General features: G+C 66.1%; 23 protein-coding genes. 12 read left to right on the top strand and 11 right to left on the bottom strand.

Annotated features, from left to right (window positions below; all coding sequences use genetic code 11):
* Nucleotides 1-221 precede the first annotated feature (221 nt).
* Nucleotides 222-1,556 (bottom strand): S41 family peptidase, encoded by a 1,335-nt coding sequence (locus tag QX041_RS10830; RefSeq protein WP_315711628.1) that lies wholly within the window; start codon nucleotides 1,554-1,556, stop codon nucleotides 222-224.
* A 420-nt stretch (nucleotides 1,557-1,976) separates the two neighbouring features.
* Between QX041_RS10830 and QX041_RS10825 the strand changes: the two genes are divergently transcribed.
* The 3 genes from QX041_RS10825 to QX041_RS10815 all read left to right on the top strand — a co-directional run bounded on the left by QX041_RS10825 (nucleotide 1,977) and on the right by QX041_RS10815 (nucleotide 4,615).
* Nucleotides 1,977-3,113: an alpha-hydroxy acid oxidase gene (locus tag QX041_RS10825; RefSeq protein ID WP_315711627.1), complete on the top strand. Its 1,137-nt coding sequence runs from the start codon at nucleotides 1,977-1,979 to the stop codon at nucleotides 3,111-3,113.
* A gap of 45 nt (nucleotides 3,114-3,158) precedes the next feature.
* Nucleotides 3,159-3,788 carry an HAD family phosphatase gene (locus tag QX041_RS10820; protein WP_316165268.1) on the top strand — a complete coding sequence of 210 codons (630 nt, stop codon included), beginning with the start codon at nucleotides 3,159-3,161 and terminating at the stop codon, nucleotides 3,786-3,788.
* A 458-nt stretch (nucleotides 3,789-4,246) separates the two neighbouring features.
* Nucleotides 4,247-4,615 carry a hypothetical protein gene (locus tag QX041_RS10815; RefSeq protein WP_316165266.1) on the top strand — a complete coding sequence of 123 codons (369 nt, stop codon included), beginning with the start codon at nucleotides 4,247-4,249 and terminating at the stop codon, nucleotides 4,613-4,615.
* A gap of 26 nt (nucleotides 4,616-4,641) precedes the next feature.
* Here QX041_RS10815 and QX041_RS10810 read toward each other — a convergent pair whose 3' ends face one another.
* Nucleotides 4,642-4,887 (bottom strand): hypothetical protein, encoded by a 246-nt coding sequence (locus tag QX041_RS10810; protein ID WP_316165264.1) that lies wholly within the window; start codon nucleotides 4,885-4,887, stop codon nucleotides 4,642-4,644.
* Nucleotides 4,888-4,903: 16 nt separating this feature from the next.
* On the opposite strand from QX041_RS10810, the gene QX041_RS10805 reads away from it, so the two are divergent.
* The 5 genes from QX041_RS10805 to QX041_RS10785 all read left to right on the top strand — a co-directional run bounded on the left by QX041_RS10805 (nucleotide 4,904) and on the right by QX041_RS10785 (nucleotide 8,424).
* Nucleotides 4,904-5,101, top strand: a complete 198-nt coding sequence (locus QX041_RS10805) for an alpha/beta fold hydrolase (RefSeq protein ID WP_316165262.1) — start codon at nucleotides 4,904-4,906, stop codon at nucleotides 5,099-5,101.
* The gene (locus QX041_RS10800) at nucleotides 5,067-5,300 is read left to right on the top strand and encodes a hypothetical protein (RefSeq protein WP_316165260.1); all 234 of its coding nucleotides are present in this window, start codon (nucleotides 5,067-5,069) and stop codon (nucleotides 5,298-5,300) included. Before QX041_RS10805 ends, QX041_RS10800 begins: the two co-directional genes overlap by 35 nt.
* 293 nt (nucleotides 5,301-5,593) lie before the next feature.
* Complete coding sequence (gene glp / locus QX041_RS10795; protein ID WP_316165259.1) at nucleotides 5,594-6,805, top strand: gephyrin-like molybdotransferase Glp; 1,212 nt, start codon at nucleotides 5,594-5,596, stop codon at nucleotides 6,803-6,805.
* Nucleotides 6,806-7,010: 205 nt separating this feature from the next.
* Nucleotides 7,011-7,709 carry a transcriptional repressor LexA gene (gene lexA, locus QX041_RS10790; RefSeq protein WP_172109545.1) on the top strand — a complete coding sequence of 233 codons (699 nt, stop codon included), beginning with the start codon at nucleotides 7,011-7,013 and terminating at the stop codon, nucleotides 7,707-7,709.
* Nucleotides 7,710-7,983: 274 nt separating this feature from the next.
* Nucleotides 7,984-8,424 carry a hypothetical protein gene (locus QX041_RS10785; RefSeq protein ID WP_316165257.1) on the top strand — a complete coding sequence of 147 codons (441 nt, stop codon included), beginning with the start codon at nucleotides 7,984-7,986 and terminating at the stop codon, nucleotides 8,422-8,424.
* 393 nt (nucleotides 8,425-8,817) lie between these two features.
* On the opposite strand, the gene QX041_RS10780 is transcribed toward QX041_RS10785, so the two are convergent.
* Nucleotides 8,818-11,109, bottom strand: coding sequence for a ComEC/Rec2 family competence protein (locus QX041_RS10780; protein WP_316165256.1), 2,292 nt, complete (start codon nucleotides 11,107-11,109; stop codon nucleotides 8,818-8,820).
* 142 nt (nucleotides 11,110-11,251) lie between these two features.
* Between QX041_RS10780 and QX041_RS10775 the strand changes: the two genes are divergently transcribed.
* Nucleotides 11,252-11,464, top strand: a complete 213-nt coding sequence (locus QX041_RS10775) for a hypothetical protein (protein WP_315711615.1) — start codon at nucleotides 11,252-11,254, stop codon at nucleotides 11,462-11,464.
* Nucleotides 11,465-11,494: 30 nt separating this feature from the next.
* Here QX041_RS10775 and QX041_RS10770 read toward each other — a convergent pair whose 3' ends face one another.
* The gene (locus QX041_RS10770; RefSeq protein WP_316165255.1) at nucleotides 11,495-13,183 is read right to left on the bottom strand and encodes a glutamine--tRNA ligase/YqeY domain fusion protein; all 1,689 of its coding nucleotides are present in this window, start codon (nucleotides 13,181-13,183) and stop codon (nucleotides 11,495-11,497) included.
* Nucleotides 13,184-13,319: 136 nt separating this feature from the next.
* On the opposite strand from QX041_RS10770, the gene gltX reads away from it, so the two are divergent.
* Nucleotides 13,320-14,744 (top strand): glutamate--tRNA ligase, encoded by a 1,425-nt coding sequence (gene gltX / locus QX041_RS10765; RefSeq protein WP_316165253.1) that lies wholly within the window; start codon nucleotides 13,320-13,322, stop codon nucleotides 14,742-14,744.
* 303 nt (nucleotides 14,745-15,047) lie between these two features.
* On the top strand, nucleotides 15,048-16,352 hold the full coding sequence (gene gltA / locus QX041_RS10760) for a citrate synthase (protein ID WP_315711611.1): 1,305 nt from the start codon (nucleotides 15,048-15,050) through the stop codon (nucleotides 16,350-16,352).
* A gap of 102 nt (nucleotides 16,353-16,454) precedes the next feature.
* Here the strand turns inward: gltA and QX041_RS10755 are convergent, their stop codons facing one another.
* Nucleotides 16,455-16,820: a response regulator gene (locus QX041_RS10755; RefSeq protein WP_315711610.1), complete on the bottom strand. Its 366-nt coding sequence runs from the start codon at nucleotides 16,818-16,820 to the stop codon at nucleotides 16,455-16,457.
* Here QX041_RS10755 and QX041_RS10750 point away from each other — a divergent pair.
* The gene (locus QX041_RS10750) at nucleotides 16,714-18,195 is read left to right on the top strand and encodes a GAF domain-containing sensor histidine kinase (protein WP_316165251.1); all 1,482 of its coding nucleotides are present in this window, start codon (nucleotides 16,714-16,716) and stop codon (nucleotides 18,193-18,195) included. The two genes, QX041_RS10755 and QX041_RS10750, sit on opposite strands and share 107 nt — an antisense overlap.
* Here the strand turns inward: QX041_RS10750 and lpxB are convergent, their stop codons facing one another.
* From lpxB to bamA, 6 genes are all read right to left on the bottom strand, one after another.
* A complete protein-coding gene (gene lpxB, locus QX041_RS10745) occupies nucleotides 18,196-19,353 on the bottom strand; it encodes a lipid-A-disaccharide synthase (protein WP_316165250.1) in 1,158 nt (385 codons plus the stop codon).
* Nucleotides 19,354-19,379: 26 nt separating this feature from the next.
* The gene (locus tag QX041_RS10740; protein ID WP_315750910.1) at nucleotides 19,380-20,237 is read right to left on the bottom strand and encodes an LpxI family protein; all 858 of its coding nucleotides are present in this window, start codon (nucleotides 20,235-20,237) and stop codon (nucleotides 19,380-19,382) included.
* Nucleotides 20,238-20,241: 4 nt separating this feature from the next.
* Nucleotides 20,242-21,051, bottom strand: a complete 810-nt coding sequence (lpxA, locus tag QX041_RS10735) for an acyl-ACP--UDP-N-acetylglucosamine O-acyltransferase (protein ID WP_315711606.1) — start codon at nucleotides 21,049-21,051, stop codon at nucleotides 20,242-20,244.
* Between the two features lie 29 nt (nucleotides 21,052-21,080).
* Nucleotides 21,081-21,539: a 3-hydroxyacyl-ACP dehydratase FabZ gene (gene fabZ, locus QX041_RS10730; protein WP_284418776.1), complete on the bottom strand. Its 459-nt coding sequence runs from the start codon at nucleotides 21,537-21,539 to the stop codon at nucleotides 21,081-21,083.
* The gene (gene lpxD, locus QX041_RS10725) at nucleotides 21,539-22,606 is read right to left on the bottom strand and encodes a UDP-3-O-(3-hydroxymyristoyl)glucosamine N-acyltransferase (RefSeq protein ID WP_316165249.1); all 1,068 of its coding nucleotides are present in this window, start codon (nucleotides 22,604-22,606) and stop codon (nucleotides 21,539-21,541) included. Before lpxD ends, fabZ begins: the two co-directional genes overlap by 1 nt.
* Before the next feature lie 117 nt (nucleotides 22,607-22,723).
* Nucleotides 22,724-25,264 (bottom strand): outer membrane protein assembly factor BamA, encoded by a 2,541-nt coding sequence (bamA, locus tag QX041_RS10720; RefSeq protein WP_315711604.1) that lies wholly within the window; start codon nucleotides 25,262-25,264, stop codon nucleotides 22,724-22,726.
* Between the last annotated feature and the right edge of the window lie 105 nt (nucleotides 25,265-25,369).

The following is a 25,369-nucleotide window of genomic DNA, read 5'->3' as shown; positions in this document are numbered from 1 at the left end:
TACCGTTGCAATTTGAGGCTTTTCCGCAAGCCAGATTCAAACCCTGCCGACCGGTCGTGCCTTGAAGTCCACGGCTCCGCCATGATCTACGGGACACAGACGGACATACTCCGTGTTCGCCTGTACACGCTGGTCGAAAACCACGGCGGGACGGCCTCAGGGCCGCCCCGTCGGGTGTGAGCATCGCGCGTCGCAAGCCGCACACCCGCCCGCTTCGCAGATCAGTTCGGCACGGCCGCCTTGGCGCGGACGTCGGCGTTCACCGTGACGCCCCGCAGCACGTTGAATGCGGCGTGCAGCGCCTTGTCGTCCTTCTCGTCCGGCGGAACGTAGGACTGCGAGCCGGTCTGCTCGGTGCCGTCGGGCGCCGAGAGATGGCCGCGCATGCCGGCCTCACCCTTGAGATCGCCGCGATCCTTCAGTTCGTCCGGCACGTCCTGCTTCACCTCGATGTCCGGTGCGATGCCCTGCGCCTGGATCGAGCGGCCCGACGGCGTGTAGTAGCGCGCCGTGGTCAGCGCCAGCGCGCCGTTGCCGGCGCCGAGCGGAATGATGGTCTGCACCGAGCCCTTGCCGAACGAGCGCGTGCCGACCAGGGTCGCACGCTTGTGATCGTGCAGCGCGCCGGCCACGATCTCCGACGCCGAGGCCGAGCCGCCATTGATCAGCACCACCAGCGGCTTGCCCTTGGTGAGGTCGCCGCCGCGCGCAGTGAAGCGCTGCGTCTCCTCCGGATTGCGGCCGCGGGTGGAGACCACCTCGCCCCGCGGCAGGAATGTGCTGGAGACCGACACGGCCTGATCGAGCAGCCCGCCCGGATTGTTGCGCAGGTCGACCACGTAGCCGGCGAGCTTCTCCTGCGGGATCTCCTTGGAGATGCTGGCGACCGCCTTGCGCAGACTCTCGGTGGTCTGCTCGTTGAACGATGTGATGCGGATATAGCCGATGTCGCCGCCTTCGGTGTGATAGCGCACCGGGCGCACCTTGATGATCTCGCGCGTCAGCGTGACGTCGAGCGGTGATTCCTTGCCCTTGCGCATGATGGTGAGCTTGGTCTTGGTGTTGACGCCGCCCTTCATCTTGGCGACGGCCTGCTCGAGCGTCAGTCCCTGCACGGCTTCGCCGTCGATCTTGGCGATGAGATCGCCGGAGAGAATGCCGGCCTTGGACGCGGGCGTGTCATCGATCGGCGCGACGACCTTGACCAGGCCCTCCTCCATGGTGACCTCGAGGCCGAGTCCGCCGAACTCACCGGACGTCGTCTCCTGCATGTCGCGCCAGGACTTGTCGTTCATGTAGCGCGAGTGCGGATCGAGCGACGACACCATGCCGTTGATGGCGCCTTCGATCAGCGCGGGATCGCTGGGCTTCTCGACATAGTCGGCGCGGACACGCTCGAACACCGCACCGAACAGATTGAGCTGCGAATAGGTGTCGGCCATGCCGGCCGCGGCCTTGGCCTTGGCCACGAGTTGCGCGCCGTCGGGACCCGTCACCATCAGGGTCAGACCGACGCCGGTCATCGTGCCCGCCAAGAACAGCCAGTTTTTCCGCATTGTTTGCTTCCCGAGCGTTTGTTGGATGGCCGGCCGATCTAAAGGGTCCGCACGCATCGCCGGCGCGATTTGTGTTGCGAACTCACACCACATTTCCGGTTTCTTCAAGGCCGATATTGCGCCGCCGTACCGGAGCCCGACCGCCGGCGCCGTATCCGAAATGGACGTTCGCAGGCTGAAATCAAGATCAAGGCTGCGCCTGTCGTCCTCCAGGGCCCGGCTGCACATATCCGGTCTTTCACGGCACCTGTCATCACAATTCGACGAGCCGTGTGCAGCGACGCGATTGATGGCCTGCGCCTGCGGCGGCGCCCCCGCGCGCGGCGGCGAACTCCAGTTCGGAATGCCTTGCACCCGGACCGCTCGATGGGCAATGCTCCGCGGCAAAACCGCAAACAGGACAGTCGCTGGGAGGCAACCATGAACCAACGGACCCCGATCGAGGCCGGGTGGAGGAACGTCGAGCTCGGTTCGAGCGACGAGAAGTTCCAGAACCTTCACGAGTTCATCCGCAAGGCGCGAGCCCAGCTCAACCAGAATGCCTGGGACTACATCATCGGCGGGGCCGAGACCGAGACGACGCTGCGCCGGAACCGGATGGCGCTCGACGAGATCGCATTCCGTCCGCGCGTGCTGCGCGACGTCTCCAGGGTCGATGCCTCGGTCGAAACTTTCGGCCGCAGGCTCCGCCTGCCGGTGGTCATGGCCCCGGTCGGTGCGCTCGAAATCTTCGATCCGGCAGGCGCCGCCAGCGTGGCCCGTGGAGCGGGCCGGTTCGGGGTCGCGCACATGCTGAGCTCGGTGTCCGAGCCCGGGCTGGAGAAGACCGCCCAGGCCGCTCCCGACGCGCTGCGCATCTTCCAGCTCTATGTCCGCGGTGACGACGCCTTCGTCGAGGACTATGTGAGCCGCGCCATCGCCAACACATACACGGCGTTCTGCCTCACCGTCGACACCGCCCATTACAGCCGGCGCGAGCGCGACATCGCCAAGCGCTACGTGCGCGAAAGCCGGCTGCGCGCGACCGGCGGCGATCATCAGAAGGCGCTGAGCTGGCATACCGTCAAGCTGATCAAGGACAAGTTCAAGCTGCCGCTGATCATCAAGGGCATCGCGACCGCCGAGGACGCACAGATCGCCGTCGATCACGGCGTCGACTGGATCTACGTCTCGAACCATGGCGGCCGCCAGCTCGATCATGGCCGCGGCGCGATGCACGTGCTGCCGGAGATCGTCGCGGCGGTGAAGGGCCGGGCCAGGATCATGGTCGACGGCGGCTTCTGCCGCGGCACCGACATCGTCAAGGCGATTGCGGCCGGCGCCGATCTCGTCGGCATTGGCCGGCTGCAATGCTGGGCGCTGGCGGCCGCAGGCGAGGACGGCATCCTGCGCATGCTCGAGCTGCTGGAGGACGAGGTGATCCGCACGCTCGGCCTGCTCGGCGTCACCTCGTTCGCGGAGCTGAACGCGTCCTATCTGCATCCGGCGGCCGCCACCAACCTGCCCAGCGTGGTCAGCGCGTTTCCGCTGGTCGACATCGAGCCCTACCGTTATTGAGGAGGCGCCGCTTCCGTCCCACGCAAGGCATCGTCGACCCGCCCCATGCCCGCCTCCGCTCTCCGCCCCGGCGTCGCCGACGCGCTGCTGTTCGACCTCGGCCGCGTCGTCATCGACATCGATTTCGTCCAGGTGGTCTCGCGCTGGGCAGCGCATGCCGGCTGTCCGCCGGAGCGCATCGCCGCGCGCTTCGTGCGCGACGAGATCTATCACGGGCACGAGCGCGGCACCGTCTCCGATGCCGCGTTCTTCGCCAACCTGCGCCGGCAGCTCGGCATCGACATCACCGACGCGCAGTTTCTCGAGGGCTGGAACGCGATCTTCGTCGGCCCGATGCCGGGCATCGCCCCGCTGCTCGCACGCGCGGCTTCGAGACTGCCGCTCTATGCCTTCTCCAACACCAACCAGCCGCACATCGATCACTTCTCGCCGCGCTATGCCGACTTGCTCGGTCACTTTCGCGAGATCTTCCTGTCGTCGTCGATCGGCCTGCGAAAGCCGGATGCCGAGGCGTATGATCACGTGGTGCGGGCGATCGGCGTGCCGGCCGAGCGGATCGTTTTCTTCGACGATCTCGCTGAAAACATCGACGGCGCGCGGACGAGCGGGCTGCAGGCGGTGCTGGTGCGCTCGACGGCCGACATCGCCGCGGCGCTGGAGGCGCTCGGGATCTGATCGCGTCGCGCAAGGGTGCGTCATGGCCAGCGGCGTGACGTTCTGAAGGGCTGCGCTCGCAATGACGGTGCCCACTCGTGCAAAATTGTTCTCGCGGCACGATGTGCCCGAGCTTTGCTGCTCTCATTTCACCCTCCTCCAATCGGAGGGCGCAGGGAATGCCGGGCTGCAGGCCGCAACCCATGGCCCGCCTGCAGAAAAAAAGCAGGCGGCAGTCACCACAGGTCCAGCCGACATCCGGCATTCCCTGCGCGATGGTCTTCACGCTTATACGCGATCTCCCCGGTGCTCGGCTTGTTGGCCACCGTCGCCGACGGGATCATCAGTACCCGCCGGCTTGGCATCAGCGTCGGGATGCCAGGACCACGCGACTTCACGTCCGCGCCATGCCGTTCGTCCGCGCGCCATCAGAGCACGCTGCGACACGTCGCGGCCACCGCATCCCGCGCTCCACGTCCGTGACGATCGCGAAGCGCCCCTCCTGTCGAGCACGGGACCAAATCAGCATAGCAGCTTTTTCCGAAAAAGCGAATCCTAAATGCGACGGCCGGCAACGGCACCATCCGGCCCGTCTCCCGCCACATCCGCTGGTCGCAGACGAGCCGGCGCCTAAGCACACCGGCATCGGCGCCGAGATCGTCAAGATCGCGCCGTGCTCGATGACCATCGTCGGCACGCTCGCCGAGTGGTCGCAATGGACCGGCGTGACCTTCGATCGCTCGGGTGAGATCGAGGTGCCCGCTGCTCTCGTCCCCGTGCTCGCGTCGGTCGAGCACGACCATGCCGCCTATGTCGAGCCGAATGTCTGGATTCGGCATCCGCTCTGACGCGGTGCAGGTCGTCCGCGCGACGATCAACGCGCCGGCACGACGCGCTCGTCCAGAAATCCGATCACCGCGTCGAACGCCTGCCGTCGATTCCGCTCCATCAGGATCATGTGCGTGCCCTGCCCGATCTCGACCAGGCGCTTGTACGGCGCGCTCCCGAGGCGAACGAACAGGTCGTGCGCCATCCCGAAGCGGACATCCACGTCCCATTCCGCCGCGAGCACGAGAACCGGGCAGTCGATCGTGCTGGGATCGTAGATCGGCTGGTCCACGGTCCAATGCTCGTCCATGTGGCGCGCGCAGATCGAGGGCGTCGCGGCAACGCATATGACGATCGCCTATGACCGGCGCGGATTTGGTGAGACGGTCGCCTATGAGGAAGCTCATTCTCCGGTCGAGGACCTGCTCGCCGTCGTCGACGCGCTCGCGCCGGGGCGGCCGGCGACGCTGATTGCCTGCTCGCAAGGAGGCCGCACAGGATTGTGATCGGGTCAGCGCTATCAAGGCGCATCTGTGGGTCGACGGTCCTTTGCAGCGCGAGGGACGCATCTCCGGCGAGCCGCGCGAGACGTTCCTGAAGAAGAACGCCGCCGCACTCCGCGCGCCGCCAACCGGCGCGACTCTCGATATGGCACCAGCCTTCCCGCGCCTCGCGGAGATCGTCGCGCCATCGCTCGTCATCTAGGGGGACTTGGACTTTCCTCACATCCAGCAGCGAAGCAGGCTGCTCGCCGCAACAATGCCGAACGGGTCAGGACATGAGCTGGCCGGAACGGCGCACCTGCCGAGCCTGGAACGTCCGCAGGAGGTCATGCGGTTGATTGCAGACTTTCTCGCGCGATCGTGAGGCAGCGGCCCGGAAACGGCCCACAGCAGACGGTCAGAACGCAGGGAGCGGCCTAGGCCCTTGGCCGCGCCGTGCGCGTTCGGTTAGAAGGCGATTCATTCGATCTGCCGTCTCCGTCCGAAGGAAATCCCATGGCCCTGATGCCGGTGTCTGATGCGTTGTCCGCCGTGCTCGCCGGCGCCGAGCCGCTGGCCGAGGAGCAGGTCGGGCTGGACGAAGCGTTTCACCGCATCCTGGCGCGGGACCTCGCGGCGCTGCGGACGCAGCCGCCCGAGGCAATGTCGGCGATGGACGGCTATGCCGTGCGCGCGGCGGACGCCGCCCAGGCCAAGGCGCGGCTGAAGGTCATCGGCGAGGTTGCGGCAGGGCGGCCGTTCGATCGCGTGGTTGGACCCGGCGAGGCGGCGCGGATCTTCACCGGTGGCGTTGTTCCGGAGGGTGCGGACGCGGTGGTGATCCAGGAGGACACGATCGCCGAAGATGGCCACGTCGTGATCACCGAGGCCGCGATCAAGGGCCGGCATATCCGGCCGGCGGGCGTCGACTTTCACCAGGGCATGGTGCTGCTGAAGTCCGGGCGCCGGCTCAGCGACCGCGACCTGTCGCTGGCGGCCAGCATGAATCATCCGGCGCTGCCGGTGCGGCGCCGGCCGAAGGTGGCGCTGCTCGCCACCGGCGACGAGCTGGTGATGCCGGGCTCGACGCCCGGCCCGGGCCAGATCGTCTATTCCAACGGCTACGCCTTGCGGGCGCTGGTGCGCAACGAGGGCGGGACCCCGATCGATCTCGGCATCGCCGCGGATACGATGGAGGCGACGATCGCCGGCATCCGCCGGGCCCGAGAGGCCAAGGCCGACATCTTGATCACGACCGGCGGCGCCTCGGTCGGCGATCACGACCTGGTCAAGCAGGCGCTCGAAGCCGAGGGCGTCGAGATGGCGTTCTGGAAGATCGCGATGCGGCCGGGCAAGCCGATGATGCACGGACGGCTCGGCGACGTCAGGGTGATCGGACTGCCCGGCAATCCCGTGTCGTCCTATGTCTGCGCCCTCCTGTTCCTGGTGCCGCTGATTCGGCGGCTGCTCGGCCGCGACGAGGCCGTGATGCCGCGCGAGACCGCCCTGCTCGGCCGCGAGCTCGGGCCGAACGATTCGCGCGAGGACTATCTGCGGGCGCGGCTCGAAGAGCGCGCCGACGGCACGCTGGTTGCGACCCCGGTGAGCCAGCAGGATTCGTCGCTGCTTGGGAATCTCGCGCTCTCGCAGGCGGTGGTGATCCGGCCGGCGTTTGCTCCGAAGGCGCCTGCCGGCAGCCCGTGCGAGATCCTGCGCCTGCCGAACTGAGCCGCTTCCCCGGTAAAGCCCGGTCTGTTCATCATATTTTTAGGATTGCGGAACACACATCGAACATATAGTGTCCGTTCATGATTTGTTTTTAGTATGTTGCGGGCGACGCGATGACGGTCCGACTCCAGGGCGCTCTCAGCCGGTTTGTGCGCGAGGCGCAGCTCCTGGACTCGGACGACAACAAACCGGGGACCAGGTCGAGATGCTGACGCGCAAACAGTACGAACTTCTGCGGTTCATCAACGAGCGGCTCAAGGAAGCCGGCGTGCCGCCGTCCTTCGACGAGATGAAGGATGCGCTCGATCTGCGCTCGAAGTCCGGCATTCATCGCCTGATCACGGCGCTCGAGGAGCGCGGCTTCATCCGCCGGCTGCCCAACCGCGCCCGCGCGATCGAGGTGATCAAGCTGCCCGAGCTGTCACAGGCCGCCAACAACCGCCGCGGCTTCACCCCATCGGTGATCGAGGGCAATCTCGGCAAGGTGCGCACCAGCACTCCCGCGCTGGACGATGGCGAGCGCCCCGTCGCAGTGCCGGTGATGGGCCGCATCGCCGCCGGTACCCCGATCGAGGCGCTGCAGACCCGCAGCCACACCATCAGCGTGCCTGCCGACATGCTCGGTAACGGCGATCACTACGCGCTCGAGGTACGCGGCGACTCCATGGTCGATGCCGGCATCCTCGACGGCGACATGGCGCTGATACAGCGCAACGAGACCGCCGACACCGGCGACATCGTGGTGGCGCTGATCGACGATGAGGAAGCGACGCTGAAGCGCTTCCGCCGCCGCGGCGCATCGATCGCGCTGGAGCCGGCCAACACCGCCTACGAGGTACGCATCCTGCCGCCGAACCGGGTGAAGATCCAAGGCAAGCTGGTCGGGCTGTACCGCAAGTACTGATCGCGAATGGGATCGGTCGATGGGCGGCGGGCGCACGCGCTTTCGCCGCCGATCGGAGGCTGCCCAGCAAAATACGTCACGCGCGAATGCACCTCATGATGTGCAGCGCGGCATGCTCAAACGCTTGTGATCGGCCGCGGGCACACGCGATGCAGATCAGCGCAGAATTGCCGCGAAGCGCGCGCTAACATCACCATCGATGTCCACTCTGATAGAGGCCTGCGCCTGTCCGGGGGGAGCGTGGGTCGGCTATCTCTCAACGAGGAGCGATCCGATGTGTGACTACAGCCTCCATGCGGTTGCGTCCCGTCCCGCCAAGGTCGGCGAGACGTTGATCTCGATGACCTTCCGTGGCACCGCCACCCGCGGCTTCGCGCTGGAGAGCGAGCCGACCGTCGCAGTCTGCATGCTGCCCGGCACCGAGTTGGCCTTCGCCGAGGACGTCCGCTACGACAGCCGCTGGCTCTGGACCCGGACGATCCGCGAGCGCGTCGCAAAGTTCAACAGCATCGAGACTCACATTCCCGATCGCCATCACGACGCGATCGAATTCGCCGATGGCCGCCACGTGCTGGTGACCCAGCTCTGCGAGGGCCAGCGCGTCACCGTGCTGCAATTGCCGGTCAGCAAGCAGCCAGCGCAGCGACGCCCGGACATCGCCGAGGACGTGCCGCCTTCGCAGGCCACACCGATTCGCCGCATCAGCATCACCTGAGGGGTCTCCGCATCGGCATTTCTCTCGGTCGTGAACGAGCTTTCGACCGTGGGAGATTTGGGTTCTGCAAGCGCAAAGTCCTCTCGGGCGAACCTCACGCCCCGGCATCGCATCGGATAGGAACGACATCCCTCGGCCGGCATGATGTGCCGGGGGAGCCTGCCGCCGTGGTCAACAAGATCGATTGGAACAAGGCCGCCGGGATCACCGAGCCCGGCTGCAATATGCTTGTGTTCGGATGGCTGACAGTCACGGCTGACGACATCGCCATCTGGCAACGCTATCCGCGCGCTGCGTTCACGCTGGCCGAAAGCCCCTCGCTGTTCGATGGACTTGGCAACATGGACCTGGCGACACCGAGTATCATCTCGGCACGTTCGAGCTGCCCGGCACTCAGTCTTCCTCGCCCTGCTCCGTCTCCGGCGGCGTCGCGTCCTGAGGCCGCACGGCCGGCGCGCGCGGCGTCAGCGTCGTGTCGAACTCGCCGGCCTCGGCGGGCGCCGGCCACCATGGGCGGTCGGTGCCGCCGGCACGCGCCGGCGTGACGGCGAAGCTCCTGCCCCGCTGCACCAGCATCAAGGCGCCCTGCTGTCGCAGCCGCTCGCGATCGATGACGGCCGCCGCGCAGGATGACGGCGCGGCGCGCGCGGTGACGATGAGCGCGACGCGGGCGCAATCATCGGCGAGCGCCTCGGCGCGCAGGGTCAGGGCGGCGAATCGGCCGTCGGCCATTGCGACCACGCAGCCCGCCTCGTCGCAGGAGACGCCATCGGTGAGCGATGAATCCGCCGGCAGCCGGGCATCGGCGTCGGCCGCGAGCCACTCCTTGGTGGCGAACACGTCCTTGCCGATGCGCATCGCATGCAGACGCCCGTCACGGCCGCGCACCGCCACCGCGCGCCCATCGCCGGCGATCAGCACGTCGGGCAGCGGCGTCGCGGCGGCCCACACGGTGGCCACCACGAGCCCCACGGCGCCCGACCAGCGCAGCGGTGTGCGCAGCAGGCCGATCAGGATGACACCGAGGCTGGCCAGGATCAGTGGACCGATGCCGAAGGCCGGGATGCGCCCGACCGCGCCGGGCAGCGCCGCCACCCAGCGCGTCACCGCGATCATCCAGTCGATGCCGAGGCCCATCAGCGTCCACCAGGGACCGTCGAGCCCGAACGGCGCCGCCACGAGGCCCATCAGGCCGGCCGGCATCACCAGCGCCGAGACGACCGGCATCGCTGCGAGATTGGCGAGCACGCCATAGGGCGTGGCGCGATGGAAATGGAAGGCGGCATAGGGCGTGGTGGCGAGCCCCGCGATCAGCGAGGCCAGCAACAGCATCGCAAGCTCGCGGCCGCCCCACAGCGCGATGCGCTGGGTGGCCGAGCTGTCCGGCGTCGCGAACAGTCTGGGCAGGCCGAACTGCACCAGCGCGACCAGGCCGAGCGTTGCCGCGAACGACATCTGGAAGCTCGGATGCACGAGCGCTTCCGGGGCCGCCACCAGCACGATCATCGCCGCGACCGCGAGCGTGCGGAAGGTGACGGCGCGGCGGTCGACCATGACCGCGATCAGCACGACGGCCGTCATGAAGAACGACCTTTGGGTCGCGACCTCCGCGCCTGAGAGCAACAGATAGAACGCCGCCGCGACCAGCGCCGCGGCCGCCGCCCATTTCTTGATCGGATGGCTGATGGTGAGGCCGGGGATCAGCGCCAGCAGCGCGCGCACGGCGAAGAACACGACGCCGGCGACGACCGCCATGTGATAGCCGGAGATCGACAGCACATGGCCGAGACCGGAGACGAACATCGCGTCGTTGACATCGGGCGTGATGGCGTCGCGCCGGCCGGTCAGCAGCGCGGTGGCGATGGCGCGCTCGTCGCCCGACAGGCGGCCGCGGATGCGTGCGTCGATCGCATCGCGCAGACCCTGCATGGCCGCCGCATAGCCCAGGCCGAAGCCGGCGGCCTGCGGCGGCGTCGCCGTCGTGATCGCGCCCATCACGAAGCCGGAGGCGCCGATGCCCTGGAAGAACATGTCGCGCGCGAAGTCGTAGGATCCCGGCCGCACCGGGGCCATCGGCGGCAGCAGCCGCGCCTTGAGCTGCACGAAGCTGCCGACCTCGGGCGCCGCGCCCTTGCGCACCGCGAGCCTGACACGCGCGATGGTGACGGCGTTGCGCGGGCTCTCCATCGACGTCACCCGCAGCACGATGCGGTCGCTGCGCTCGCGGATGTCGCGCGCCTCGACGAAGCCGGACAGCGCCACCGAATACAACGGCCGCGCCAGCACCGGATGCGCGACGCGCGCGGTCTTGACGGTCGCCGCGGCGAAGCCGCACGCCGCCGCCGCGATCATCACGGCAACCGGAAACAGCCGATGCCGCCGCATCATGATGGCGACGATGCCGAGCAGCGCCGCGGTGGTGGCGGCAATCCAGAGCACGGGCTCGTGATCGGCGGTGAAGTACAGCGCGATGCCGGCCCCGAACGCCACCGGCACCCAGGGTAGCAGCCGGCCCGCCCCGGCCTCCTCGGCCGCCCAGCTCTTCAGGCGGGCGGCGAACACCGACGACGCACCGGCCCCGATCGCGGGCCAGCCGCCGGCCAGCGCGCCGCGCGGCGGCCAGACATCGGCCATCACGCCCGCGATCCCGCGACGCCCTCCCGGCGGCCTGACCGGCTCCGCCATTGCCCCCACACCACCCGTTACCCGACGGGCGGAAAGGCTACCGGAAGCTGCGCGAGCGCGCCTAGCAGAACGGAACGGGAATCCTGGAAATCTGCACGGCCGCTGCGGGGGAACTTTTTGCGCCGCACGTGCTTTTCAGGGGATGGACGCCCACGACCCTGAAGACCCCTTCGCCGACCTCGCGCTCGAGAAGGCGATCCACCTGCGCTGGACTCTCCGGGACATCAAGGCCCACCGGCTGACGCTGTCCCCTGTCGCCGACGAAGATCTTTCGCTGCTCACCGAGCGCGGCCTCGTCGAACTCACCGACGGCGTGCCGACGCTGACCGAGGCCGGGCAGGACGCGATCAGCTGAGCCACACGCGTCCCGCGGTCTCCGCTTGCCTCACCCCTTCGCGACTTCCTTGGCGAAGGTGTCGCGCAGGCCGATGGTGCGGTTGAACACGAGCTTGTCGGGTGTCGAATCCGGATCGCGCACGAAGTAGCCCTGGCGCTCGAACTGCATCGGCGCGTCGGAATTGCTCTCGGCGATCGCCGGCTCGATGCGCGCGTCGGTCAGGACCTCGAGCGAGTTGGGATTGAGATCGGCGGTGAAGTCGGCCGCATTGGGGCTCGGATTGGCGAACAGCTGGTTGTAGAGGCGGATCTCGGCGGTCAGCGACTGTGCAGCGGGCAGCCAGTGCATCGTCGCCTTGACCTTGCGGCCATCAGGCGCGTTGCCGCCCTTGGTCGCCGGATCATAGGTACAGCGCAGCTCGACGATCTCGCCGGCGTCGTTCTTGATGACGTCGCGGCACTTGATGAAATAGGCGTAGCGCAGCCGCACCTCGTTGCCCGGCGACAGACGGAAGAACTTCTTCGGCGGATTCTCCATGAAGTCGTCCTGCTCGATATAGAGCTCGCGGCCGAACGCGATCCTGCGCGTGCCGGCTGCGGGATCGTCGGGATGGTTGATCGCCTCGAGCTCCTCGACCTGGCCTTCCGGATAGTTCTCGATCACCACCTTCAGCGGCCGCAGCACCGCCATCCGGCGCAGCGCCGTGCGATTCAGCTCCTCGCGGATGCAGAATTCGAGCATGCCGACGTCGACGATGCTGTTCGCCTTGGCGATGCCGATGCGCTTGATGAACTCGCGCACCGCCGCCGGCGGCACGCCGCGCCGCTTCAGGCCGGCGATGGTCGGCATGCGGGGATCGTTCCAGCCGGAGACATGGCCGTCCTGCACCAGCCGCGTCAGCACGCGCTTGGATAGCAGAGTATAGGTGAGATTGAGGCGCGCGAACTCGTACTGGTGCGGATGCGACGGCACCGGCAGCTTGTCCAGGAACCAGTCGTAGAGGGGACGGTGATCCTCGAACTCGAGCGTGCAGATCGAGTGCGTCACGCCCTCGATCGCGTCCGACTGCCCGTGCGCGTAGTCATAGCTCGGATAGATCTTCCAGGCGTCGCCGGTGCGCGGGTGGTGGGCGTGCAGGATCCGGTACAGCACGGGGTCGCGCAGGTTGATGTTGCCGGCGGCCATGTCGATCTTGGCGCGCAGCACGCGCGCGCCGTTCGGGAATTCGCCGGCCTTCATGCGCCGGAACAGGTCGAGATTCTCCTCGACCGAACGGTCGCGGAACGGGCTGTTCCTGCCGGGCTCGGTCAGCGTGCCGCGCGACAGCCGAATGTCTTCCTGAGACTGGTCGTCGACATAGGCCAAGCCGGCCTTGATCAGGCCCTCGGCCCAGTCGTAGAGGCGTTCGAAGTAATCCGAGGCGAAGAACAGGTTTTCGCCCCAGTCATAGCCGAGCCAGCGCACGTCAGCCTGGATGGAATCGATATATTCCTGCTCTTCCTTGGTCGGATTGGTGTCGTCGAAGCGCAGATTGCAGCGGCCGCCGAACTCCTGGGCAATGCCGAAGTTGAGGCCGATCGACTTGGCATGGCCGATATGCAGGTAGCCGTTCGGCTCCGGGGGGAACCGGGTGACGACCGTCTTGTGCCTGCCGCTGTCGAGATCGGCCTGGACGATGTCGCGGATGAAGTCGCGCCCTGCCTCTGCCGTCGCCGCCGTGTCTGTCGTCGTGGTCATCAAGAATATCCTGCTCCGGAATTTGGCAGCCTATCTGCCAAATCCGCTTCCCCCAAGGAAGGCTTTAGTTATGCGATAGGCCTGCTATACACCCCCCGCCCTCTTGAGCCCCTGCCTGGATTTCGTGCTGCCGCCCATGACCACCCCGATCGTCACGCGCTTTGCCCCCTCCCCGACCGGCTTTCTCCACATCGGAGGCGCCCGGACCGCCCTGTTCAACTGGCTGTATGCGCGCGGCCGCGGCGGCAAGATGCTGCTCAGGATCGAGGACACCGACCGCGAGCGCTCGACCAGTGCGGCGATCGACGCCATCCTCGACGGCCTGAAATGGCTCGAGCTCGATTGGGACGGCGAGGTCATCTACCAATATAGCCGCGCCGCGCGCCATCGCGAGGTCGCCGAGCAACTGCTCGCCAGCGGCATGGCGTATCGCTGCTATGCCACCGCCGAGGAGCTGGCCGCGATGCGCGAGAAGGCGCGCGCGGAAGGCCGCACCCGGCTCTACGACGGCATGTGGCGCGACCGCGATCCCAAGGAGGCGCCCGAAGGCGTCAAGCCGACGATCCGGCTGCGCGCGCCGCTGACTGGCGAGACCGTGATCGAGGATCAGGTGCAGGGCCGCGTGGTCTGGCAGAACGAGAACCTCGACGACCTCGTGCTGCTGCGAGGCGATGGCAATCCGACCTACATGCTGGCGGTCGTCGTCGACGACCACGACATGGGCGTCACCCACGTCATCCGCGGCGACGATCATCTGATCAACGCCGCGCGCCAGAAGCAGATCTACGATGCGCTCGGCTGGACGGTGCCGTCGATGTCGCACATCCCGCTGATTCACGGGCCCGATGGCTCGAAGCTGTCGAAGCGCCACGGCGCGCTCGGCGTCGACGCCTACCGTGCGATGGGATATCTGCCGTCGGCACTGCGCAATTACCTGGTGCGGCTCGGCTGGAGCCATGGCGACCAGGAGATCTTCTCGACCGAGGAGATGATCAAGGCGTTCGACCTGCCGGCGATCGGCCGCTCGGCGGCGCGGTTCGACTTTGCCAAGCTGGAAAATCTCAACGGCCACTACATCCGCCACAGCGACGATGCGGCGCTGGTGCGCCAGTTCGAGGACGTGCTGAATTACGTGCCGAACGGCGCGGCTCTCAAGGCCAAGCTCAACGACGCCACGCGCGCGCAGCTCACTTTGGCGATGCCGAGCCTGAAGGAGCGCGCCAAGACGCTCTTGGAGCTGATCGACGGCGCCGCCTTCATCTTTGCCGACCGGCCGCTTCCGATCGACGCCAAGGCCGCCGCCCTGCTGACGCCGGACAGCCGCGCCTTGATCGGCCGGCTGCGTGACGCGCTGGCTGCTGTCGCGTCCTGGAGCGGACCGGCCACAGAAGCCGCGCTGCGTGCGTTTGCTGAAGCCAACAATCTCAAGCTGGGCGCGGTGGCGCAGCCGCTCCGCGCGGCGCTCACCGGCCGAACCACCTCACCCGGTATTTTCGACGTTCTGGCGATCCTGGGGCGTGATGAATCCTTGGGCCGTCTGGAGGACCAGACCACCTCATAAGGTCTCATGGCCCCCCATCTTGCAGCGCACAGGGCAATACGATACGCATTTGCGCGGCACCCACTGGTTTTCCCGGCTCGAACATCCTTCACACGTTGCGGCGGGCTCGTTGACGGATGTTAGGGCCGAAGGACACTAGTAAGTATAAGATTCCAGTACGGTTTCGGATTTGACCTTCGCTTAAGCTGTTGGCAGCGACAGTGACGCGAATGTCAAAGCCACCGCACTAGATAAAGTCCACCTGCCCTGCCATCTCTCAAAAAGAACAAGGGCCAAGCCTAACGATCTCATCGGGGACAAACGATGGACGCAAAATCCGCAAGCAAGACCGCGACCCTCACCGTCGGCAACAAGAATTTCGATCTTCCGATCCTGAGCGGCACCGTGGGTCCCGACGTCATCGACATCGGCAAGCTCTACGCCCAGACCGGGATGTTCACCTATGATCCCGGCTTCACCTCGACCGGCAGCTGCCAGTCCAAGATCACCTATATCGACGGCGACGCGGGCGTCCTGGAATACCGCGGATATCCGATCGAGCAGCTCGCCGAGAAGGGCGACTTCCTGGAGACCTGCTATCTGCTGCTGTACGGGGAGCTTCCCACCAAGGCCCAGAAGCAGGATTTCGACTATCGCGTGACCCACCACACGATGGTGCACGAGCAGATGTCGCGCTTCTTCCACGGCTTCCGCCGCGACGCGCATCCGATGGCGGTCATGGTCGCTTCGGTCGGCGCGCTCGCCGCGTTCTACCACGACTCCACCGACATCAACGATCCGAAGCAGCGCATGATCGCGTCGATGCGGATGATCGCGAAGATTCCGACCCTGGCGGCGATGGCCTACAAATACACCATCGGCCAGCCTTTCGTTTATCCGAAGAACTCGCTCTCGTTCGCCGAGAACTTCCTGCACATGTGCTTCGCCGTGCCGTGCGAGGAGTACAAGCCGAACCCGGTTCTCGCCGACGCGCTCGACAAGATCTTCATCCTGCACGCCGATCACGAGCAGAACGCCTCGACCTCGACGGTGCGCATCGCCGGCTCCTCGGGCGCCAACCCGTTCGCGTGCATCGCCGCCGGCATCGCCTGCCTGTGGGGTCCGGCGCATGGCGGCGCCAACGAGGCGGCACTGAACATGCTGGCCGAGATCGGCACCGTCGACAAGATTCCGGACTTCATCGCCAAGGTGAAGGACAAGAACAGCGACGTGCGCCTGATGGGCTTCGGCCATCGCGTCTACAAGAACTACGACCCGCGCGCCAAGATCATGCAGAAGATGTGTCACGCGGTGCTCAAGGAGACGGGCCACGCCGACGATCAGATGCTCAAGGTCGCGATGGAGCTCGAGAAGATCGCGCTCAGCGATCAGTACTTCATCGAGCGCAAGCTCTATCCGAACGTCGACTTCTACTCGGGCATCACCCTGAAGGCGATGGGCTTCCCGGTGTCGATGTTCACCGTGCTGTTCGCCGTCGCCCGCACCGTCGGCTGGATCAGCCAGTGGAGCGAGATGATCGAGGATCCGCAACAGAAGATCGGCCGTCCGCGCCAGCTCTACACCGGCGTCGCGACGCGCGACTATGTCGAAATGGACAAGCGCGGCTGAGCGCAGCGCAACTCCGCTTTCGAACGGCGCCGTCGATCCCGACGGCGCCGTTTCGTTTGTGAGGTCGCAGCTTTCTGACTCGCGGCATCGGCCGGGAGTGCATCAGGCCAGCGCCTCGAGATGAGACCTGAGCTGCTCGGCCCCGTATGGCTTGGCAAGGAAGCGCGCGCCGGACGGCAGTTCCGAAGGGGTCACCTGACCTGACGTCACCAGGAGCGCGACCGGAGGCCAGCGGTCCCTGATGACGGCGACCAGCCGCAGGCCATCCATCGACCCCGGCATTTGGACGTCCGTGAAGACCACCGATATGCGGTCACATCGTTCGAGAAGCGAAATGGCCTGATCGGCGTCAGCTGCCTCGATGACTTCGAAACCGAGGTCTCTGATCATGTCGACAGCGTTGGCGCGGATCAGCCCCTCGTCCTCAACGACCAGAACTGTTTTTCTTGTGAGCCGAACGCGGGACACTCTGTCTCCTGTCCAATCTCATTCAATCGCACGACGATCATTTTGTTCCGGCGAACGTTCCGGGGCTGAATGCGTTGAACGGTGCAAATCGAAGACACGACTTGCATCCTGGATCGGGGACCAGCTCGAGCATACGATGACGACCAATCCCAACCCGGACGTCGACGCTGTCCAGCAGCTCGACGCCGTTCCCAAAATTCTGGACTCGGTGAGCAGGATCACCGGGATGGGATTCGTTGCGGTCGCGCGCGTGACCTCGGATCGATGGGTCTGTTGTGCGGTTCGCGACGACATCAATTTCGGCCTGAAAGAGGGCGGCGAGCTGCGCGTCAAGACGACGATCTGCAGTGAGGTCCGGGAGCGAGGCAAAGCTGTCGTCATCTGTGACGTCGAGACGGATCGCATGTTTCGCGATCACCCGACGCCAAAGCTCTACGGCTTTCGCAGCTATATCTCCGCTCCGATCACCCTGTCCGACGGGACCATCTGGGGCACCCTGTGTGCGATCGATCCAGCGCCGCGCGAGCTTGACCGGCCCGAGATCGTCAGCACCTTTCAGCTGTTCGGGGAGTTGATCGCGGCCCAGCTGGAGCTTCATCAGCGCTTCGCGCTCAGTCAGGCCAGCCTCGGCCTCAGCGAGAAGCGCAGGTTTTCGACCGAGGAACGGCTGAAGATCACCCAGGCTGACCTGCTCGACGAGCGCCGGACCGCCGAGCTGAGAGAGCAATTCATCGGCGTTCTCGGCCATGACCTCCGCAATCCGCTGGCCTCGATCGACGCCGGAATGCGCGTGCTGCTCCGCAGTCAGGACAGCGCCAGAGCGCCTGAGATCATTTCCATGATTCAGAAATCAGTCATGCGCATGGCCGGATTGGTCGACAACATCATGGATTTCGCCCGGGGGCGCCTCGGCGGCGGCCTGACGATCAAGCCCGACGCGCGGCAACCGCTGGCGCCGGTGATCGAGCAGGTCATCTCCGAGATCCGGCTGGCCTGGCCCGATCACGAGATCGAGACCCGGATCAACATCGCGGAGCCGGTCAAATGCGACCGCAGCAAGATCGGGCAATTGTTCTCGAACCTGCTCGGCAACGCCATCTCCTACGGCGACAAGGACAAGCCGATCCAGGTCTCCGCAACAACGAGCGAAGGCTCTTTCGTGCTCGCCGTCACCAATCACGGACCGCCGATCTCGGACAAGGCGATGCAGAATCTGTTCAAGCCCTACATGCGTGGCGAGCGTCCGAGCCAGCATGGTCTCGGGCTCGGACTCTACATCGCCTCTGAGATTGCGCGAGCGCATGGCGGCACGCTCCAGGCCACGTCGACCGGCGACAGAGCGACCTTCGAATTCAAGATGCCGCTTCAGGCCTGATCAGCGCCGTCCGTTGCGCATCGTTGCCAGCACGATGTCGGCTGCGCGCACGCTTGGCGAGGCCGCGCCCGTGGACATGATCGCGTCGAGGCGATCGAACGCTTCGACCTGGCGCGAACGTATCGGACCGTCGCCCAGGAGATCGGCGAGAACGGGCGCGAGATTGTCGGCCGTGCAGGCTTCCTGAAGGAATTCCGGAATGACGTTCTCGCCGATCACGAGATTGGCGAGAATGACCGATTGCACGTTGACGACTCGCCGGAGAATGAACGCCTCGATCTCGCCGACGCGATACGCCGTCACCATCGGCACGCCGGACAGCGCGAGCTCCAGGGTCACCGTGCCGGACTTGGCGAGCGCGGCGCGCGCGCGCCTGAAGGCTGCCCGCTTCTCGGCCTCGCCCGTGATGATCTCCGGAACGAGCGGCCAGTTTGCGACTCCAGCCCGCACCGCGGCTTCGAGATGCGGCGTGGTGGGCAGCACGGCTTCGAAGGCCAGGTTTTGGGCGCGCAGCCGCGCCAATGTCTCGCCGAACACGGCGCTGTGGCGAGCGACCTCGCTGCGCCGGCTGCCAGGAAGCACCAGCAGAACGGGAGGGTCGGCATCTCGGCGCGCCTGCTCTGCCGCATTGGGGCGCAGGTTGGCGAGCTGTTCGATCAGGGGATGGCCGACATAGGTACAGGGCGGACCATTGAGCCTTCGGAACGCCTCCGGCTCGAACGGCAGCAAGCCCAGCACGTGATCGACGTAGCCGCGCATCGCGCGTGCCCGGCCCGGGCGCCACGCCCATACGGTCGGTGCCACGTAGTTCACGATCGGAATCTCGGGATCGCGCGCGTGAACCCGCTTCGCCACGCGCTGGGTGAAATCGGGACTGTCGATGATGACGAGCACGTCGGGCTGGTCCGCAACGATCGCATCGACGGTGCCGCGGATCAGGCAGAGGATCTTGGGCAGCTGCTTCAGCACCGCCGCGAAGCCGACGATCGAGAGCTCCTCGATCGGAAACAGCGAGGCGAGCCCCTCGCGTGTCATGCCGCGGCCGCCGACGCCGGAGAATTCGACGCCGTCGCCGAGCCGCTGGCGCAGCACCTTCATCAGGCTGGCGCCGAGGCGATCACCGGACTCTTCGGTCGCGACCAGGCAGATCCTGCGCATGGCCGGGCCTGCCGGAGGCCGGGGCGTCACGCCGTGACACCCGTGATGAACACGCCTGCCCGATCGGCGGCAGCCACTGTCTCCTGGGGATCGGCGAGCAGAGTATAGGCGGCAGCGACGGCGACTCCGGCGAGACCCGCGGCCGAAAGTCCCTCGATGGTTCGCGGACCGATGGTCGGCAGGTCGTAGCGGAGGTCCTGGCCGGCCTTGGGCGCCTTCACCAGCACGCCGCGCCCGGCAGCAGCACGAATGCGGCGATCGGCGCGCAGCCGCGCCACGCGGGCCAGCAGCCCGTCGGTGCCCTCGATGTCCTCGAGCGCAACGACGTGGCCGTCGATCACGACCACGGCCTGCCCGACATCGAACGGCGCCATGGCGCGGAGCACGGACATTCCTTTGGCGATGTCGCCAGTCACCAGATCGTTGGGCCCGCTCCGCGTCAGCCGCCCTTCGGGCACGAGCAGATTGGGGGCGACGTCCTTGACGCCGATCATGTGAAAGCCGTGACGCTCGAAGATGCGGCCGACGCCGGACAGCAGATGATCGTCACCGCCGCGAAAGGCCGACCAGATGTAGGGCAGCTCGCGCAGCGTGCCCCAGTCGAAGCGGATCTCCGACACGGCCGGACGAACGAGATTGCCGATGAACATGAGATCGCGAACGCCCTCGGCCTTCAGGAGCTTCAGGGCATTGCCGAGTTGGCCGAGGCCGATCCAGTGATGACGGAAGCGCGCCAGCGGCTTTGGATCGCAGATGCCCTTCAAGGCGAACAGCACCGGCGTCTGGCCGCGCGCGACGATGGCATCGGCGACCGCGAAAGGCAGCACCCCGCCCGCGGCGATCATGCCGATCGGCGGAGAGGTCACGGCGGCCGGCGTCGCCATGGCGCTACGGCTCGATGGCCGGCCTGCCGATCTCGGGCAGGCACAAGGCGCGATGTCGGCCGCCATCGATGAAGGCGAGGATCTCGGCAATGGCGGGATCCTCGCCGGCCAGCGGCCGCACCGCCGCGAGGCGATCGGCGAACACGCCGGGGCCATGGAAAAGCTTTTGATAGAAGGCACGCACCGTGGCGAGGCGCTCGCGTGTGAACTTGCGGCGCTTCATGCCAATGACGTTGAGACCTTCGAGCGCGGCATACTGGCCGTTGGCGAGGCCATACGGAATGATATCGCCGCGTACGCCGCAGACGCCGCCGACCATCACGCCATGGCCGATGCGGGTGAACTGATGCACCGCGGACAGGCCGCCGATGTAGACGGAATCACCGACCTCAACATGGCCGCCAAGTGTCGCCGAGGTCGCGAAGATCACGTTGTCGCCGACAACGCAATCGTGGGCGACATGGGCATTGTTCATGAAGAACCCGGCATTGCCGACCTTGGTCAGGCCGCCGCCTTTCGTGGTGCCGATGTTCATCGTCACGCCTTCACGGAAGGTGCAGCCGGAGCCGATCTCGAGCCGATGCGGCTCGCCGCGATAGCTGAGATCCTGCGGCGCGCCGCCGAGCACGACGAAGGGCGAGATCACGTTGTCATCGCCGAGCGTGGTGTGGCCCATGATCTGGACGTGGCTGATCAGCTTGCAGTTGGCCCCGATCACGACGTTGGGGCCGACGATGCAGTAAGGACCGATCACGGTCCCCTCACCGATGACGGCGCCATCCTCGACGCGTGCGGTGGGATCAATCTTGCTCATTTCGACGCAATCAACTTTCTACCAGCCCGTCAGTCGGTCAGCATAGCGCCGACATCGGCCTCGGCGACGACGACGCCGTCGACCTTGGCATCGCCGTGGAACCACCACATCGTCTTGCGCCGGCCGATCGAGCGCATGTGATACTCGATGGTCTGGCCGGGCAGCACCGGCTTGCGGAACTTGCACTTGTCGATGGTGAGGAAATACACCGCGCGCGGCTTTTCCGTGCCCTCGACCGACTTGATGCCGATCACGCCGGCGGTCTGGGCCATGCCCTCGATCATCAGCACGCCCGGATAGACCGGCCGCTCCGGAAAGTGCCCCTGGAAGCAGGGCTCGCCGATCGAAACGTTCTTGACGCCGATGCCGCTGTAGTCGGCCCGGATGTTCTTCACGCGGTCGATCAGGAGAAATGGATAACGGTGCGGCAGCGTCTTGAGAATCTCGTTGATGTCGACGTCCGCAAACCTGATGGGTGACTCCTCCATCACTCCCGTCCCTCGTCCCTGTTCGTCGCGGTCGAATCTCGCACCAGCCGTTCCACCGCAACGATCTCGCGGAACCACTGCTTGGTCGGCTTGGCGAAGAAACCGCCCCACCGGCCGTTCGGCGGAATGTCGTCCTTGACGCCGCTCATCGCCGTCACCTGCGCACCATCGCCGATCGTCAGGTGATTGTTGATACCAACCTTCGCCCCGAGCGCGACGTTGTCGCCGATCGTGAGACTTCCTGCCAGCCCGATCTGGGCCGCCAGCAGGCAATGCCGTCCGATTGTGACATTGTGGCCAATCTGCACCTGGTTGTCGATCTTGGTGCCCTCGCCGATCACCGTGTCGCGCAGGCTGCCACGGTCGATCGTCGTGCCGGCGCCGACCTCGACATGGTTCTGGATCAGCACCCGCCCGGTCTGCGGCACCTTGGTGTGCCCATCCGCGCCGAAGAAGATGAAGCCGTAGCCATCCTGGCCGATGCTGCAGCCAGGATGGATCAGGACGTCGTTGCCGATCAGCGCGCACTGGATGACGGTGCGGGCGCCGACATTGCAGTCGCGACCGATCTTGACGTGGGGACCGATCACGGCACCCGCACCAACGATCGTCCCCGAGCCGATCTCGACATGGGCGCCGATCACCGCCAGCGGCTCGACGATGACGCCGTCCTCCAGCCGCGCGGTGGGATCGATGATGGCTTGAGGCGAGATTCCATCGTCGCCGAACCAGGGCTGCGGCCGCAGTGCGTCGGCATGGAACTCGCGCGCGAGCAGCACGAAGGCGCGGAACGGCTGATTGGCGCGAAGCACTGCGACATGGGACGGCACGCGCGCCTCGAATCGCGGACTGACCAAGCAGGCGCCCGCTTTGGTCCCGGCGAGCTGGCCTGCGTATCTGAGGTTGTCGAAGAACGCCAGATGCATCGGGCCGGCCTCGTCGAGCGACGCCAGTCCCTTGACGACCTGCTCGCCGCGGGATGGGTCGACCAGGGTGGCCTTGGCGGCGGCGGCGATCGCTGCCAGGGTCGTGGGCGGCGGCGATTGGAAGAAGGTCGGCTGGGCCATTCCGTCGTACTCTCAAGACAAAAAGTCAGAGCCCGGCTCCGGTGTCCCGGAACCGAGCTCCCATTTCTTACACCGGCGAGGTTGGTCGATGCCAACCCGGATTCGATCGGCCCAGGCTCAGAACGATGTACCGCCGCCGAACCGGAATTCCTGCGTCCGGTCGAACTGACCCTTGGTGAGCGGGATCGCGTAGTCGAAGCGCAGCGGACCGAACGGCGACGCCCACACCAGACCCACGCCGACCGAGGTCCGGACCTTGTTCTGGTCATCGAACTGCAGACCAAGGCAGGTGCCGGCGTTGTTCGGGTTGCGCGTCGGCTTGATACAGCCGGGGGTATTAACCTCGCCCGTCGCAGCCCAGGACGTCGGACCCTGATAGCCCCACAGGCCGCCAGCGTCGGCGTAAACGGCACCCTTCAGGCCCGTCTCCTTGGGCAGGAACCAGAACGGCATCTGCAGTTCGAGCGAAGCGCCCCAGTACTTGGTGCCGCCCAGCGCGTCCTGCGTGCCGAATGGATTGATATCGCGCGGACCAATGCCGTTCGGAGCGAAGCCGCGAACCAGGTTCGGACCCATCTGGAAGTGATCGAGCATGCGCAGCTGCGTATTGCCGATCTTGTTCAGGATGCCGCCCTGGAGGTGGACGATGCTGACGATGTCCGACACCAGCGGGGTGAAGTACTTCGCATCGAACGCGGTCTTCAGGTACGACACATCGCCGCCGACACCCGCGAAGTCCTGTTTGAAGTCGACCAGCAGGCCGTCGGTCGGGTTCTTGTTGTTGTCGAGCGTGTTGTAGTTCAGCGTGTAGCCGAGTGCCGAGGTCAGCGTCGCGCCGTTCGCCAGCTCCTGGCGCACCGGCAGCGAGGCCTCGCCATTGGCAAAGCAGCCGAGACCGCCGTTCGGATCGGCGAGACCATTCGCATTGATGAACGCCGGCGTCGGATTGAACGGCACGAAGCGGTTGCCGATCAGGGTGCCGGCCGCGACGTTGTTACAGTCCGACAGCGTCGCCGGCAGCGAGATCTCCTGGCGATAGATCGAGTAGCGCAGCTGCAGCGACAGGTCTTCCCGCAACTGGAAGCCGAGGCGCGGGCTGAAGCCGAGCGTCTTGGTGCCGTAGGAGATGAAGTTGTTGGCGAGCTGCTGGCGCTGGTAGAGGTCGAGGCCCAGCGCGACCCGGTAGTCGAGCAGATAGGGCTCGACGAACGACAGCGAGTAGCCGCGGGCGAACTGGCCGTAGGTCACCGACGCCTTGGCGAACAGGCCGCGGCCGAGGAAGTTGCGCTCGGAGATCGAGACCTCGGCGAGCGCACCGTCCGTGGTCGAATAACCGCCGGAGATCGAGAAGTCACCGGTCGACTTCTCTTCCAGGTTGACGTTCAGGACCACGCGGTCGCTCGAAGAGCCCGGCTCGGTGACGATCTTCACGTCCTTGAAGAAGTCGAGGTTCTTCAGGCGGCGCTCGGCACGGTCCACCAGGGCGCGGTTGTAGGCGTCGCCCTCGGAGATGTCGAACTCGCGGCGAATGACGTAGTCACGGGTGCGGGTGTTGCCGCGGATGTTGATGCGCTCGATATAGGTGCGCGGGCCCTCGTCGATGGCGAACACGACCGACACCGTATGAGCCTCGAAGTTGCGATCGCCGCGCGGACGGACCACCGCGAACGCGTAGCCGCGCCGCGAGGCCTCGATCTGCATCTCCTCGACCGACTTCTCGATGTTCTCGACGTTGTAGAGCGAGCCGACGCTGACGCGCGAATATCCGCGCAGCGTGGTGGCGTCGAGCGTCGCGATCGACGACTGGAAGTCGACCGAACCGACCCGGTACTGCTGGCCTTCCTCGATCTTGAAGGTCACGAGGAAGCCCTTGCGCTCCGGATCGTACTCGCTGAGCGCAGCCACGACCTGCACGTCGGCATAGCCGTTCTTCAGGTAGAAGCGGCGAATCAGGTCGCGGTCGGCCTCGACACGGTCCGGATCGTAGACGTCGCCCGAGCCGAGGAAGCTCAGGAGGTTGGTCTCGCGGGTCTTGATGACGTCCTTGAGGCGATAGGACGAGAAGGCGTTGTTGCCGACGAACTCGATCGACTTCACGCCGGTCTTCGCGCCTTCCTCGATCGTGAAGATCAGGTCGACGCGGTTGTTCGGCTGCTCGATCATTTCCGGCGTGACGCGCACGTCGTAACGGCCCGAGCGGCGATAGATCTCCGCGATGCGCTGGGCGTCGGACTGCACCATCGGGCGCGACAGCGTGCCGCGCGGCTTCGACTGCACTTCCGCCTGGAGCTGCTCGTCCTTGACCTTCTTGTTGCCCTCGAACGCGACGCGGCCGATCACCGGGTTCTCGACGACCGTGACGATCAGGCGCCCGCCCTGGCGGTTGATCTTCACGTCGGAGAACAGGCCGGTCTCGATCAGCGCCTTGAGGCCGTCATCGACCCGGCCGGCGTCGAGCGTCCCGCCGGGGCCCGGCTTGAAGTACGAGCGGATGGTCTCCAGCTCGACGCGGCGGTTACCGACCACTTCGATCGAGTTGACCGTCTGAGCCGCAGCTGGCGACGAAAGAACCACGCTCGCCAGCGGCAAAGCCACCGGGCCGGCGAACATGATAAAGGCGGCCGCCAAGCCCCCCCGCACCCGCAATCCGAACTTCATGCGCTACGCGCCCTTATATTCCGTTGCCGGTTCCGTACCCCTACGAACCCGACAGATTCCCATTTGTCGTTCGCTTGTAGCCAATTTGGACCCGGCGGCAAACGC

It is taken from the genome of Bradyrhizobium sp. SZCCHNRI2009, from assembly GCF_032485115.1.
Lineage (GTDB): Bacteria > Pseudomonadota > Alphaproteobacteria > Rhizobiales > Xanthobacteraceae > Bradyrhizobium.
This window is presented reverse-complemented; position numbering and strand designations above follow the sequence as displayed.